Source organism: Kocuria sp. NBRC 114282, assembly GCF_030268385.1.
GTDB classification, from domain to species: domain Bacteria; phylum Actinomycetota; class Actinomycetes; order Actinomycetales; family Micrococcaceae; genus Kocuria; species Kocuria palustris.
In genome coordinates this window covers 438,924-451,754 of the sequence record NZ_BSQO01000001.1, presented here as the reverse complement: position 1 = coordinate 451,754, position 12,831 = coordinate 438,924, and the positions used below count along the sequence as shown (strand labels likewise).

Annotated in this window: 14 protein-coding genes; 2 read left to right on the top strand and 12 right to left on the bottom strand. The window is 71.2% G+C overall.

Annotated elements, in window-relative coordinates; translation table 11 throughout:
- The first annotated feature begins 168 nt into the window (after positions 1-168).
- The gene (locus tag QSJ40_RS02050; protein WP_251714540.1) at positions 169-1,149 is read left to right on the top strand and encodes a sulfite exporter TauE/SafE family protein; all 981 of its coding nucleotides are present in this window, start codon (positions 169-171) and stop codon (positions 1,147-1,149) included.
- A gap of 70 nt (positions 1,150-1,219) precedes the next feature.
- Entirely contained in the window at positions 1,220-1,657 is a 438-nt protein-coding gene (locus QSJ40_RS02045) for a PLD nuclease N-terminal domain-containing protein (protein ID WP_251714539.1), read from the top strand.
- Between the two features lie 25 nt (positions 1,658-1,682).
- Here the strand turns inward: QSJ40_RS02045 and QSJ40_RS02040 are convergent, their stop codons facing one another.
- From QSJ40_RS02040 to QSJ40_RS01985, 12 genes are all read right to left on the bottom strand, one after another.
- Positions 1,683-2,336: a maleylpyruvate isomerase N-terminal domain-containing protein gene (locus QSJ40_RS02040; protein ID WP_285728441.1), complete on the bottom strand. Its 654-nt coding sequence runs from the start codon at positions 2,334-2,336 to the stop codon at positions 1,683-1,685.
- 141 nt (positions 2,337-2,477) lie between these two features.
- A complete protein-coding gene (ccsB, locus tag QSJ40_RS02035) occupies positions 2,478-3,581 on the bottom strand; it encodes a c-type cytochrome biogenesis protein CcsB (RefSeq protein ID WP_251714537.1) in 1,104 nt (367 codons plus the stop codon).
- Positions 3,578-5,284: a cytochrome c biogenesis protein ResB gene (gene resB / locus QSJ40_RS02030; RefSeq protein ID WP_285728440.1), complete on the bottom strand. Its 1,707-nt coding sequence runs from the start codon at positions 5,282-5,284 to the stop codon at positions 3,578-3,580. Before resB ends, ccsB begins: the two co-directional genes overlap by 4 nt.
- A 113-nt stretch (positions 5,285-5,397) precedes the next feature.
- Complete coding sequence (locus QSJ40_RS02025; protein WP_259870555.1) at positions 5,398-6,156, bottom strand: cytochrome c biogenesis CcdA family protein; 759 nt, start codon at positions 6,154-6,156, stop codon at positions 5,398-5,400.
- A 10-nt stretch (positions 6,157-6,166) separates the two neighbouring features.
- Complete coding sequence (locus QSJ40_RS02020) at positions 6,167-6,829, bottom strand: TlpA family protein disulfide reductase (protein WP_285728439.1); 663 nt, start codon at positions 6,827-6,829, stop codon at positions 6,167-6,169.
- A 79-nt stretch (positions 6,830-6,908) separates the two neighbouring features.
- The gene (locus QSJ40_RS02015; protein WP_053447866.1) at positions 6,909-7,583 is read right to left on the bottom strand and encodes a histidine phosphatase family protein; all 675 of its coding nucleotides are present in this window, start codon (positions 7,581-7,583) and stop codon (positions 6,909-6,911) included.
- A gap of 47 nt (positions 7,584-7,630) precedes the next feature.
- The gene (locus QSJ40_RS02010; protein WP_285728438.1) at positions 7,631-7,918 is read right to left on the bottom strand and encodes a glutaredoxin family protein; all 288 of its coding nucleotides are present in this window, start codon (positions 7,916-7,918) and stop codon (positions 7,631-7,633) included.
- A 144-nt stretch (positions 7,919-8,062) separates the two neighbouring features.
- A complete protein-coding gene (locus QSJ40_RS02005) occupies positions 8,063-8,161 on the bottom strand; it encodes a 30S ribosomal protein bS22 (RefSeq protein WP_009882927.1) in 99 nt (32 codons plus the stop codon).
- Between the two features lie 203 nt (positions 8,162-8,364).
- A complete protein-coding gene (locus QSJ40_RS02000; RefSeq protein WP_024289861.1) occupies positions 8,365-9,375 on the bottom strand; it encodes a FadR/GntR family transcriptional regulator in 1,011 nt (336 codons plus the stop codon).
- 28 nt (positions 9,376-9,403) lie between these two features.
- On the bottom strand, positions 9,404-10,750 hold the full coding sequence (gene gdhA / locus QSJ40_RS01995; RefSeq protein ID WP_285728437.1) for an NADP-specific glutamate dehydrogenase: 1,347 nt from the start codon (positions 10,748-10,750) through the stop codon (positions 9,404-9,406).
- A gap of 136 nt (positions 10,751-10,886) precedes the next feature.
- The gene (locus QSJ40_RS01990) at positions 10,887-11,537 is read right to left on the bottom strand and encodes an ArsR/SmtB family transcription factor (protein WP_285728436.1); all 651 of its coding nucleotides are present in this window, start codon (positions 11,535-11,537) and stop codon (positions 10,887-10,889) included.
- 51 nt (positions 11,538-11,588) lie between these two features.
- A complete protein-coding gene (locus QSJ40_RS01985; protein WP_285728435.1) occupies positions 11,589-12,779 on the bottom strand; it encodes an acetoin utilization protein AcuC in 1,191 nt (396 codons plus the stop codon).
- Positions 12,780-12,831 lie beyond the last annotated feature (52 nt).

The following is a 12,831-nucleotide window of genomic DNA, read 5'->3' as shown; positions in this document are numbered from 1 at the left end:
TTGTTTCACGGACTTTGACGCCCTTCCCAGGGCCCTGGAATGCTCGCGCACAGCAAATCCCATCATCCTGATGGGAATAGTGGATCGGCTGCGGAAGCGGCGCTCGCCCCGCCCGCGCGGCGCTGCCGAGTCAACGATCCGCCCCACCCCACTGCCCGGGAGTCCCGCATGCGCATGCTCGTCCTCATCGCCCTCGTCGGCCTGGCCGCCCAGCTCGTGGACGGCGGCCTGGGCATGGCCTATGGCGTCACGACCTCCACGCTGCTGCTCACGATCGGGGCCAACCCGGCTGCCGCCTCGGCCACCGTGCACCTGGCCGAGGTCGGGACCACGCTCGTGTCCGGGCTCTCCCACTGGCGCTTCGGCAACGTCGACTGGGGCGTCGTGGCCAAGATCGGCATTCCCGGCGCGATCGGCGCCTTCCTGGGGGCCACGGCCCTGTCGAACCTCGACGCCGCGGCCGCCAGGCCCTTCATGTCCGCAGTGCTGCTCGCCCTGGGCCTGTTCATCCTGGTGCGCTTCACGCTCGGCGGCCTGCGCAGCGATCGACTGGGACGAGCCATCCCCGCACGGCTGCTCGCCCCGCTCGGGCTCTTCGCCGGCTTCATGGACGCCGCCGGAGGCGGCGGCTGGGGCCCCGTCGGCACGCCCGCCCTGCTCGCCGACGGCCGCCTGGAGCCCCGGAAGGTCGTGGGCTCGATCAACTCCGCGGAGTTCCTGGTCACCGTGGCCGCCTCGCTCGGCTTCCTCTTCTCCCTGGGCAGCCAGGGGATCACCTGGTCCTGGGTGCTGGCCCTGCTGATCGGGGGCGCGATCGCAGCACCCATCGCCGCCGCGCTGGTCCGCTGCGTCCCCTCGCGCGTGCTCGGCCCGGCCGTGGGCGGGCTGATCGTGCTCACCAACGCCCGGACCCTGCTCGGGGCGGATGCGCTGGACGCCCCTGCGACGGTCTCCCACGCCGTGCTGCTGGGGATCGCCGTCCTGTGGCTGGCCGCCGTCGGCTGGTCGGTCCTGCAGCATCGCAGCGGCTCGCATGCGGGGAGCGTCTCGGAGGCGACGACCGCCGATGAGGTCGCGAAGCCGACGGCCGCGGCCGCGAGCGGGTCGTCCGCTGCTCAGTGCCCGGAGTCGGTGCACTCGGCGCGCTGAGGACGGGGCCCGGACGTCGCGGCCCCGTCGCGATTGATCGCGGGGTCGGGCCTCCCCGTACGATGGAGACATGATCCGAGCCATCCTCATCATCGGCGTGATCGCTCTGGCTGTGGGCGTGATCATCTACTCGCTGATCGACTGCGCGCGCTCGGACGCCCGCGACATCCGCGGCCTGCGCCGCGGTCCGTGGCTGGCGATCATCCTGCTCCTGCCGGTCATCGGCGGCATCCTGTGGCTGACGCTGGGCCGCCCGCGCTACGCCTCCCCCGGCTCCGTCCCCACCCGCGGCAAGGGCCCGGACGACGACCCCGAGTTCCTGCGCCAGCTGGACCGCCAGCGACGCCAGGCCGAGCGCGAGCGGCAGCGCCGCGAGCAGCCCGGCGAGGAACAGGCCGGCAACGATCCGGCCGATGAGCCGCAGTCCGACCAGGACCGGGCCCCGGGCTCGGAGGACCCGGACGACGACGCGCCGAGCGCCCCCGGGGCGGATCCCTCCGCGCGCTGAATCCCTCGGGATCCCCGCGCGCAGCTCAGCCCCAGGGATCGAGCTGCGGCGCATCCTGCGGGTCTGCTCGACCGGCCAGCCAGGCGAGCAGCCGGCGCTGGCTCGACAGCGATTCCCAGCTCTGCGGGACGGTTGCGAGCAGCTGCGGAAGGTCCCAGGCCACGTACTCCTGAGGCCAGTCGGCGGACGTGTACTCGAGGCCGAGGTCCACATGATGCATCTCGACCTCGCGCAGCCGGTGCGCCGGCTCCTCGCTCGTGTCGTAGGAGTCGCGGCCCAGGAGCTCAGGGTGGGGCCAGCCCGCCGCATCCATGGCGGCGAGCACCCCGTCCAGACGGCCGCAGGACTCCTGCAGGTCGCGCAGGATCTGCGCCGCGGGCCGACCCTCGCCCTCGTCGATCTCGTCCCGGCGCTGCTGCGCACCACCGGGATACCTCGGCTCATCCGCTCCCCGAAGGGCTGCGGCGAGTCGGCGGCTGTGCCCGTCGGCGTTGCGCGCCAGGTGGGTCAGCACGTGCCCGATTGACCACTCCGGCAGCAGCGAGGCACGTCGGATCTGGGCGTCATCGAGGCCTGAGGCGGTGCCGAGCAGGCGCTGGTGCGCCAGGCGCACAAGCTCTGCGGCGCGACGGGGCTCCGCAGAGAGGTCGCCGGAAGGATCGTCCATGGCAGCGGGCATGGCACCCCCTCCTCCGAGCCCACAGGACCCGAGACCCGCCCGAGAACTGCCATGAGGGGCGGCCCGGGAAGCGGAGGGACCCCGCGTCGTGCGACGCGGGGTCCCTCCGGTCTCAGGAAGCGGCCGGAGCCGGAAGCCGGCTCACAGCCCCGAATAGGAGTGCAGGCCCTCGAAGAGGGTGTTCACGATGAAGTAGTTGAACAGCACGCACAGGAAGCCGGCGATCGACAGCCAGGCCGAGCGGGTTCCGGTCCAGCCCCGGGTGGCGCGGGCGTGGAGGTAGGCGGCGTAGACCACCCAGATCACGAAGGTCCACACCTCCTTGGGATCCCAGCCCCAGTAGCGGCCCCAGGCGTCGCGGGCCCAGATCGCGCCGGCGGCCAGGGTGAAGGTCCAGAACACGAAGCCCACGCTGTTGAGGCGGTAGGCGAAGTTCTCCAGCGTCTTGGCCGAGGGCACCGAGCGCATGAAGGCCCAGCCCGGCTCGCCGCCGTCGAGGATGCGGCGCTCGCGGCGGTCCTGGATGAGCTGCAGGATCGACATGGCGAAGGTGACCGCGAAGATCGCGGACGACGCCACCGCGATCGAGACGTGGATGATCAGCCAGTACGACTGCAGCGCCGGCTGCAGCGGGGAGACCGGGGTGGGGTAGGCGATCGTGGCCATGGTCAGCAGCAGCGTGACCAGGCCCGAGATCATCACGCCCACGAAGCGCAGATCGCGACGGATCAGCATGATGAGGTAGATCCCGGCGATGATCAGCGCAGAGGTGGTCGAGAACTCGTACATGTTGCCCCACGGCACGCGCTGGGCTGCGATCGCTCGGGACACCACGGCCACGAGGTGGATCGCAAAGGCCATGACCATCAGCACGATGGCAGCGCGCGCTGCCGGGCGGCGCTCGGAGGTGCCATAGCCCATGCGGGAGTCGGCGACCTGGCCCTCGAGCTTCTCCGAGACGCCCCGGCGGCTTCCGGCGCGGTTGCCCGCACCGGAGTCGTTGCGCTCGTCGCGCTCCGGTTCCTCCGGCCCGGAGGCGCTCGAGGCCCCGCCGCCGGCGCCCACGAGCTCGCGGCTGCGGGAGGAGCTGCGCGCTGCCGTGCGCTTCTCGGCCTCGCTCAGGGTCTTCGAATGGGACGCCATGTCCCAGGCGAAGCAGATGAAGACGCAGAGGTAGACCAGGGCGGCCAGGAGCATGAACAGCTCCGACCATGTCCCCAGCGCGGTGTTCACTTCAGTGCTCATGCTCGTGATTCTCCCACCTTCGAGGCGCCGGGCGCCTCCGCATCCTCATCGATATCGTCTGCGACGCCGATGTGCTCCCATTCACCGCTGAACAGCTCGTGCAGCGCCTCGTCCTCGGACTCCAGCCGCGGGTCCTCCCCGCGGGCCAGCAGAGCGTACTCCAGGACCGCGCGCGGCCCCTCCGGGGTCTGCTCGGTGCGCACTCGCACCCAGGCGCGGCGTCGCACGATGAACAGCGACATGATCAGCCCGGCGAAGGCCAGGATGAACGAGATGAACACCCCGGCCGTTCCCGGATCGTAGTTCACGTCCAGCCCGACGTAGCGCTCGGTGCCCAGGTACTCGATCTCCCCCAGGCCGTTCGGCAGCTCGGCCTTCGGGTTCTGCTCGTTGAGCACCAGCGGACCGCCGGGGGTGCTCGGCGAGGCCTGCTCCTGCAGACCTTCGACGTCCAGGACGTACACGTTCTGGGGCGCACCGCTGTCCAGGCCCAGATCGCCCGAGTACACGGACAGCACCAGCGTGGGGTTGCCCAGATCGGGGTCGATCGACGTCAGCTGGCCGGAGGCCTCGTCGACGTAGCCGGTCGGCAGGAACGTGCCGGTGAAGCCGAGCTGCTCGGGCTGGGAGTCCGGGACCTTCAGCGTGAACGCCGAGATGTTCGTCAGGTCCTCGGGGACGGTGATGACGGGGCCCTCATACGCGACGTCTCCGTCGCCGTCGGTGACCCGCACGGTCGGCGCGTAGCCGTTGCCGATCAGGTACGAGCGCACCCCGTTCGAGGAGACCGGCTGATTGGTCGACAGCTTCTCCTGGCGCGGCTCGTCGTCGGGACCGTCCTGGACGGTGACGTCGGCGTCGAAGCCCAGCGGCTGGCCGTAGCTGCCGGGGTCATCGGTGTCGCGGTTGTAGTCGATGTGGAAGTCGTCCACGGTCAGCGTGAACGGGGCCAGCCAGTCGGCGTCGTAGTTCGAGCCCGGGGTGAACGAGTCGTAGCTGATCAGCGAGTTCGCGAAGGTCTCCCCCACCGTCAGGATCTTCTGGCCCTTGAAGCCGAACATCGCGCCGACTGCCATGAAGATCAGGATGCCGAGCAGTGCCACGTGGAAGACGATGTTGCCGACCTCCTTCCACATGCCGCGCTCGGCGCCCACCGACGGCGTCGGCGTGTCCATGTCGCGCAGGTGCACGCGGTAGCCGCGCTTCTTCAGCAGCGCCGCGCTGCGCTCGACCATCTCCGCGGCCGACGGGGCCTCGGTGCCATCGGCCCCGCCGATGCGCAGGCTGCGGTGCACGGGCAGGCGGGAGAACCGACGCGGAGTGCGCGGGGGCTGGGCCCGCCAGGCCTGCCAGTGCTTGCGCGCACGAGGCAGCACGCAGCCCACCAGCGAGATGAACAGCAGCAGGTAGATGGCCGCGAACCACACCGAGGAGAAGACGTCGAACATCTGCAGCCGGTCCAGGATCGGCCCCAGCCGCGGGTTCGAGTCGATGTAGTCGTTGACGGCCGCGACGTCCTGGACCCGCTGCGGGAAGATCGAGCCAGGAACAGCGGCGACCGCCAGCATCAGCAGCAGGAACAGCGCCGTGTTCATCTTGGTCAGCTGGGCCCAGGCCCAGCGCAGCATCCCCAGGGGCCCCAGCGACGGAACGGTCACCTCCTGGTTCGATCCTCCCCCGGGGTCCTTCTGCGCTGTGCTCACTGTGCTCCCTCGTCCGCTGCGGGCGCCGTGCGCCCTGGTGTGCTCATCCCTGCCCGTGCCGTGCTCCTGTCCGGGAGCCGGGGCATCATCCTGTGCGCTGTCCATCCTCCGCCTCAGATCACCGGCACGAAGTCCTGGACCAGCTCCGACTGGATCCACGAGACGATGGCCGTCCATACGCCGCTGACCATGAGCAGGCCGATGACCACGAGCATCAGCCCGCCGAAGCGCTGCAGGGCCACCCGGTGCCGCTTGAAGAAGTCCAGGGCGCCCATCCCGCGGCGCAGCGCCAGGGCGGCGATCAGGAACGGGATGCCCATGCCCAGGCAGTACACGACGGTCAGCAGAGCGGCCTTGCCCACAGAGGAGCCGCCGCTGTAGGCCAGGGCCTGCACCGCCGCGAACGTGGGCCCGATGCACGGGGCCCAGCCCAGTCCGAACGTGATGCCCAGCAGCGGGGCCCCCCACAGCCCGGGGGGCGGGCGCCGCTCGATCTTGCGCTCGCGCTGCAGGGCGCCGATCCCTCCCATGAAGACGAGCCCCATGACGATCACGAGCACCCCGAGCACGACCATGACCCAGCCCTGACCGCGCAGCCACGGCAGCGCGCCCAGCTGCGCCAGCACGACCGACATCAGCAGGAACACCAGGGTGAAGCCGAGCACGAACAGCCCGATCCCCGCGAGCATCCGCCCGCGCTTCTGCTTCTGCAGGTCGATCCCGGTCAGCCCGGTGACGTAGCCCAGGTAGCCCGGCACGAGCGGCAGGACGCAGGGCGAGGCGAAGGAGACCAGCCCCGCCAGCGCCGCCACCGGCAGCGCGGCCAGCAGCGAGCCGTCCAGGACGGTCTCGGCGAAGGGATTGCCGTCGATCACGAGCGCCTCAGGCCGACGTGACGTCGTCGAGGACGGTGCGCAGGATCGAGGGGTCGGCGATGCCCAGGATCCGGGTGGCCACGCGCCCCTGGGAATCGAGCACCAGGGTGGTCGGCACGGCCTGCGGCGGGACGTGCTTGGACAGGGCCAGCAGCACGCCTCCGTCGCGGTCCTCGAACGACGGGTACGGGATCTCGAAGGTGCGCTCGAAGGCCTCCGCAGTGGCCTGCTCGTCGCGCACGTTCACGCCGTAGAACGCGACACGGTCCTCGAAGTCCTGGGCCAGTTCGACCAGGTCCGGGGCCTCCTTGCGGCACGGAGCGCAGCCGGCGTACCAGAAGTTGAGCAGCACGGGCTTCCCGCGCAGCTGCTCGCCGGTGACCTCGGTGCCGTCGAACAGCGCGCCCTCGAAGTCCACGGGATCGGAGCGGTCGTCCTCGGGGTACTCGCTCACGGAGCCGTCCCCGGCGATATATCCGGTGTCCCCGCCGGCGTTGGCCTGCTGCGCGAGGTCGTCCTCCTTGGCCGAGCAGGCGGAGAGCACCAGGGCCCCCAAGCCGGCTCCGCCCAGGCCCAGCAGCACGCGGCGCGTGGGGCGGACCCGGGCGTCGTCGACCGCGCCAGCGGCGCTGTCGACGTGCGGGCGGGCAGTGCGGGGAGGACGGATCACGATGCGCTCACCTGAGGATGGGGTTCGGAACGGACGAGGGGCGCGGGCGGTGCGGAGGGGCCCGCGGAGGCGCGGGCCATCATGACCCGGGAAGCTGATTGACCCCTGAGTAGAGGTGCGCCGACGGCTCCGCATAGGTCACCGCGGGTCGGCGCCCGGAGTCGAGGTCAGTGAAGTGCAGGGAGGTCAGCGACCCCAGGTTGCACTGCCGCTTGCGGGGGTCATGCGGCAGGGGGCGCCCCTCGGCCGAGAGGCGGGTCAGCCAGATCGGCAGCTGGTGGGAGACGATCACGGCCTCCGCGCCGTCGCCGCCGATCTCCACGGCCCGGCGCCCCGCCGCCAGCGCCGCCTCGGCCATGCGCGCCACGATGCTGCGGTACGGCTCGCCCCACGACGGGCGCAGCGGGTCGATCAGGTGCGGCCAGTGCACCGGCTTGGCCAGCTCGGCGGCGTCCACGTGGAGGCCCTCGAAGTGGTTCCAGGGCTCGATCACGCGCTCATCCGGGTGGATCTGCAGATCGAGGGCCTCGGCCACCGGCTGCGCCGTCTGGCGGGTGCGCAGCAGCGGCGAGGCCACCAGGTGCACGATCCGCGCGCCCTGCTCGTCGCGTCGCTGGGCCAGCGACTGGGCGGCGACCCGGGCCATCTCCTGGCCGCGCTCGGCCAGGCGGAACTCGGGCAGGCGGCCGTACACGATCCGGTCCGGATTGTGGACCTGGCCGTGACGCAGCAGATGGACGATCGCTGAGGACATGGGGGCCATCATCCCAGACCCGGGCACAGGGCTCGAATCGAGCCCGCTCAGACCCCGCGCTGGACGAGCAGGCGCTCGAGCCTGCGCGGGTCGATCTGCCAGAAGTCGCGCTGCCGGCCGTCGATCAGCAGCACGGGGACCTCGATCTGCCAGCGCTGCGTCTGCTCGGACTCCGGCAGCTGCGTGATGTCGGTCTCGGCCCACTCCAGGCCGTGGCGCTGGGCTGCGGCGGCGACGGTGTCGCGGGCCGCCTGGCACAGGTGGCACCCCTGACGGGTGATCAGCCGCAGCGGCGGCACGGAGAGGTCGATCTGCCCCGGGGTCTGCTCGGTCATCGTCCGATCCTATGACGAGGGCGCCGCGCCCCCTCCACGAGGCCGCGCGGCCGGCAACGCGGCGTCATGCGAGGCTGCTGCCGCGCACATGGCGAGGGGCCCCGCTCGCGAGAGCGGGGCCCCTGTCGGCTCACTGCCAGCAGGTCACTTCTTGTTGCGACGCTGGTGGCGGGTCTTGCGCAGCTGCTTGCGGTGCTTCTTCTTGGACATGCGCTTGCGGCGCTTCTTGATCACAGAGCCCATGGGCTTCCCTCACTTCACGTTTCGTTGGTCCGAACCGGCGCGGCGCGTCGGCGCGCTGCTGCCCGGCACGTCTGGCACGACGCCCGTTCCGGTGCGCGACCGGGTGACGACGAGGCGGGCATGATCCGCCCAGTCGAGAATTCGTTCCCCGGAAGTCTACCTGCTATGCCCCGCAGGGTGGTATTCCGCCGGGGCCGTCGCCCTCAGCCGCCGGTGGACTCCGAGTCCTCGGCGGACCGGGAATCCTGCGCTGCCGGAGCGGCGCTCGGCGAGCCGCCCGCCTGGTTCTGCTCGGCGCTGCCGCCCTCGGCATGCGGCGCAGCCGGCATGGCGCCGGTGGCGGCCTCCTTGACGGGGCCGTCGTGCGAGGCCCCGCGACCGGCGGCCGCCGCCTGGACCAGTCCCCCGGCCCGCGACGACGCACGCCCCGGCTCCTGGCCCTCGTCCTCCGAGGCCCAGACCCGGCCCGAGGCCGTGGGCCCGGGGATCAGCCCCGTGGACACGGACTCGGGACCGCGCGTGCCGCGATCGGGATCCACTCCGGCCTCGACGTACTGGTACTCGATGTGCTCCTCGACCAGCCGGGCGGCCAGGTTGCGGTCCCCGGCGAGCACCGCCGAGAAGATCGCCTGGTGCTCGGCCCGGATGCGGTCCACGGTCTTGGACCACAGGGGCACATGGCCCACCAGCGCCATCGTGTACTCGTAGATGGAATCCCGCAGCGCCGACATCAGCGAGGCGACGAGGGTGTTGCCCGCCGTCTTCACCAGGGCGATGTGGAAGCTCACGTAGTGGTGGTGGAACTCCTTGAGGGAGATGTCATCGCGTGCCATCTCCCGCAGGATCGCTCGCAGCTCCGGCATGGCCGGGCTGCGGTAGTCCGAGCTGCGCAGCGCCCAGGTCTCGAGCAGGACCCGCGTCTGCACGATGTCCCTCAGCGGATATGCCGCTGTGGCCATGTGCAGCTGCAGCGCGGGTCCTGCCGAGGAGGCCGGTTCGCGCACGAGCATGGGCAGGATCGACTTGCGGCTCCCCTCGTAGAGCCGCAGGACACCCTGCGCCTCGAGGATCTTGAGGGCCTCGCGCATGGTCCCGCGGCTCACGCCGAGGATCGCCGCGAGGTCCTTGTCCGACGGGAGCTGCTGTCCGAGGACCAGGTTCCCGTCGAAGAGCTCGTTCTCCAGCCATTGGAGGACTCGTCGATGTGTTGCCATGTGCTCAGCCTACGTTCATCCTGCCTGCTCAGATGACGCCCTGGGCCAGCATGGCGTCGGCGACCTTGATGAAACCGGCGATGTTGGCGCCCGCGACGTAGTTGCCCGGCTGGCCGTACTCGTCGGCGTGGGCCGCGCAGGTGTCGTGGATGCCCTTCATGATCTCGGTCAGGCGGGTCGAGGTGTAGTCGAAGGTCCACGAGTCGCGCGAGGCGTTCTGCTGCATCTCCAGGGCGGAGGTTGCCACGCCGCCGGCGTTGGCCGCCTTGCCCGGGGCGAAGAGCACGTCCGCCTCCTGGAAGATGTGCACGCCCTCGGTCGTGGTGGGCATGTTGGCGCCCTCGGCCACGGCCAGCACGCCGTTCTCCACGAGCTTGCGGGCATCCGCGCCGTTGAGCTCGTTCTGCGTGGCGCAGGGCAGGGCGACCTGCGTCGGCACCTCCCACAGCGAGGCCTTGCCGACCTCGGTGAACCGGGCCTGGCCGCCGCGGCGCTGGACGTAGTCGTTGATGCGCCCGCGCTCGACCTCCTTGACCTCGCGCAGGATGTCCAGATCGATGCCGTCCGGGTCGTGGACGAAGCCGCTGGAGTCCGAGGCGGTGACGACCTTGGCGCCCAGGCTCTGGGCGAGCTGGATCGCGTAGATCGCCACGTTGCCCGAGCCGGAGACGGAGACGGTCTTGCCGTCGAAGTCGTCGCCCTTCGTCTTGAGCATCTGGCGGGCGAACTCGACGGTGCCGTAGCCGGTGGCCTCGGTGCGCACCAGGGAGCCGCCCCAGGACAGGCCCTTGCCGGTCAGGACGCCGGACTCGTAGCGGTTGGTGATCCGCTTGTACTGCCCGAACAGGTAGCCGATCTCGCGGCCGCCCACGCCGATGTCACCGGCAGGGACGTCGGTGTACTCGCCGATGTGGCGGTAGAGCTCGGTCATGAACGACTGGCAGAAGCGCATGACCTCGCCGTCGGAGCGACCCGACGGGTTGAAGTCAGCGCCGCCCTTGCCGCCGCCGATGGGCATGCCGGTCAGCGAGTTCTTGAAGATCTGCTCGAAGCCCAGGAACTTGACGATGCCGAGGTAGACCGACGGGTGGAAACGCAGGCCGCCCTTGTACGGGCCCAGCGCGGAGTTGAACTCGACGCGGAAGCCGCGGTTGATCTGGGTGCGCCCCTGGTCGTCGACCCACGGCACGCGGAAGATGATCTGGCGCTCGGGCTCGCAGATGCGCTCGAGGATGGCGGCGTCGAGCAGCTCCGGGCGACGTGCGACCACAGGCCCCAGCGATCCGAAGACCTCGTCGACCGCCTGGATGAACTCCTTCTCACCCGGGTTGCGGGCGATGACGGCCTCGCGGACCGGCTGCAGTTTCTCGTGCACGATGTGCTCCTCTCCGGAAACGGGACCCTCGTCCCGACCAGAGGCGAGTCTGGCAGACGCAGCGCGCCCGTGGCGACCAGTGCGCTCGGCTGCCGCGGAAAACATGCGGCGGCCGGCATCCCCGGGACCGCTGCGATCAGCGGCGACGCCTGCGCAGCACCGAGGAGACCAGCCCGCTCACGCCGCGCCCGCGAGCCGGGGGCTGCCCGTCCTGCACCGCGCTGAGCGGGTCCAGGCGCTGCGGCGCCGCCTCCTGGGCCGCTGATGCGGCCGGCGCAGCGGCCAGGGCGGCCTCCCCGACGACGGCCTCGTCGGCGGAGTCGGCCGGCTGCTGCGGGAAGCGAGCCTGCTGCGCGGCGGGACTGCGCTGCTCGACGGACGTCTGCTCAGCGGGTGCCGCCGGCTGCGCGCCCTCCTGGGGCTCGGGCGCCTCCTGCCTCACGATCCGCACGGGCTCGGTGCTCAGCGCCGGCTCGAGCGGCTCGGCCGTCTCGACCGGTGACGCGCTCGATGCCGCCTCCCGGTGCTGCCTGCCGACCAGCTCGCGCAGGGCCTCGGCGGTCTCCAGCAGGGGCGCGGCCTCGATGCGGTAGAAGCGCTTCTGGCCCACGGCGCGCTGATGCACCAATCCGGACTCCCGCAGCACGCGCAGGTGCTTGGAGACGGTCGGCTGGGAGGCCTCCACCGCGGCGACGAGCTCCCCGACTGCCCGCTCGCCGATGCTGAGCTCCTCCAGCAGAGCGCGTCGCGTGGGGTCGGCCAGAGCGGTGAAGACGTCCTGAGTCATTCCAGGGATCCTACCGGGCGAGGACCCGAGAGCTGGCCAGCGCGCGGCCGGTCAGTCGTACCAGGGGTCCAGGCCCCACAGCGGGAACACAGCCCGCCGCGTGGCCATGACAACCCGGTCCGTGGGGTCGTCGGGGTCGAAGCCGACCTCCCACGAGCGCCACCACAGATCGACGTCATCGCCCATCGAGGGGTGGGGGTCGGTGCCGTAGGCCTCGCGGATGTGCTCGCGCCACGCCTCGGGAACGGGGCGGGCCAGTCCGATCGGATCTCCGGTGGCCACCGCGACCAGGTGCGTCCAGGACCGGGGCACGGCGTCGTAGCAGTCGTAGCCGCCTCCCCCGGTGGCGATCCAGCGGCCCTCGCACCAGCGATCCGCCTGCCGGGCCACATCCATCATGATCTCGCGCTGGGCGTCGACGCTCACGCGCAGGTGGGTGAGCTGGTCCCTGAAGTGGGAGTCGCAGCCGTGCTGGGAGACGATCACCTCGGGGCGGAACTGCTCGATCAGCTGCGGCACGACCGCGAAGTAGGCGCGCAGCCACTGGGCGTCGTCGCTCATGGGCGGCAGGGCGATGTTCACCGCAGTGCCCTCGGCCTGCTCCCCTCCCAGCTCCGTGGCGAAGCCCGTGCCGGGGAACAGCGCCGCGCCGGTCTCGTGCAGGGAGATCGTCATGACGCGGGGATCGTCCCAGAAGATCGACTGGGTGCCGTCGCCGTGGTGGCCGTCCACGTCCACGTAGAGCACGCGGGAGACCCCGCCCTCCAGGAGGCGATGGATGCCCACGGCGCAGTCGTTGTAGACGCAGAAGCCGCTGGCCCTGTCCGCGAAGGCGTGGTGCATGCCGCCGCTGAAGTTCACGGCGCGCACGGCGGAGCCGTCGAGCAGCGCCTGGGCCGCCTGCAGGGTGCCGCCGGCCAGCCGGGCGGAGGCCTCGTGGATGCCCGCGTAGCCGGGAGTGTCCTCGGTGCCGAGCCCGCACTCGGCGATCTCCTTGCCGGGGTCCTCGCTCACGGCGCGCACCGCCCGGATGTACTCGTCCGTGTGCGCCAGCCCGAGCTCGGAGTCCTGCGCGGCCTCCGGCACCTGAACGGCGACACCGGGGCGCGCATCCAGCCCGAACTCCCGGACCATCCGCCAGGTGGCGTCCAGTCGCGACGGATGCATGGGGTGGTAGTCGCCGAAGTCGTACTGGAGCAGCTGCGGGCTCCAGAACAGAGCGGTGGGTGTCGTCTGCGTCACAGACTCATTAGAACACTCCGGGCGACTCGGTCGGGAGCCGACGGCGGCACAC

Bases quoted from the DNA above. Each gene is read 5' to 3' on its own strand.
- QSJ40_RS02015 (WP_053447866.1), bottom strand. From the start codon at position 7,583: ATGTCCTCAGCGATCGTCCATCTGCTGCGTCACGGCCAGGTCCACAAT.
- QSJ40_RS02005 (WP_009882927.1), bottom strand. From the start codon at position 8,161: ATGGGCTCTGTGATCAAGAAGCGCCGCAAGCGCATGTCCAAGAAGAAG.
- QSJ40_RS02040 (WP_285728441.1), bottom strand. From the start codon at position 2,336: ATGCCCGCTGCCATGGACGATCCTTCCGGCGACCTCTCTGCGGAGCCC.
- QSJ40_RS02010 (WP_285728438.1), bottom strand. From the start codon at position 7,918: ATGACCGAGCAGACCCCGGGGCAGATCGACCTCTCCGTGCCGCCGCTG.
- QSJ40_RS02050 (WP_251714540.1), top strand. From the start codon at position 169: ATGCGCATGCTCGTCCTCATCGCCCTCGTCGGCCTGGCCGCCCAGCTC.
- QSJ40_RS02045 (WP_251714539.1), top strand. From the start codon at position 1,220: ATGATCCGAGCCATCCTCATCATCGGCGTGATCGCTCTGGCTGTGGGC.
- QSJ40_RS02000 (WP_024289861.1), bottom strand. From the start codon at position 9,375: ATGGCAACACATCGACGAGTCCTCCAATGGCTGGAGAACGAGCTCTTC.
- ccsB (WP_251714537.1), bottom strand. From the start codon at position 3,581: ATGAGCACTGAAGTGAACACCGCGCTGGGGACATGGTCGGAGCTGTTC.
- QSJ40_RS01990 (WP_285728436.1), bottom strand. From the start codon at position 11,537: ATGACTCAGGACGTCTTCACCGCTCTGGCCGACCCCACGCGACGCGCT.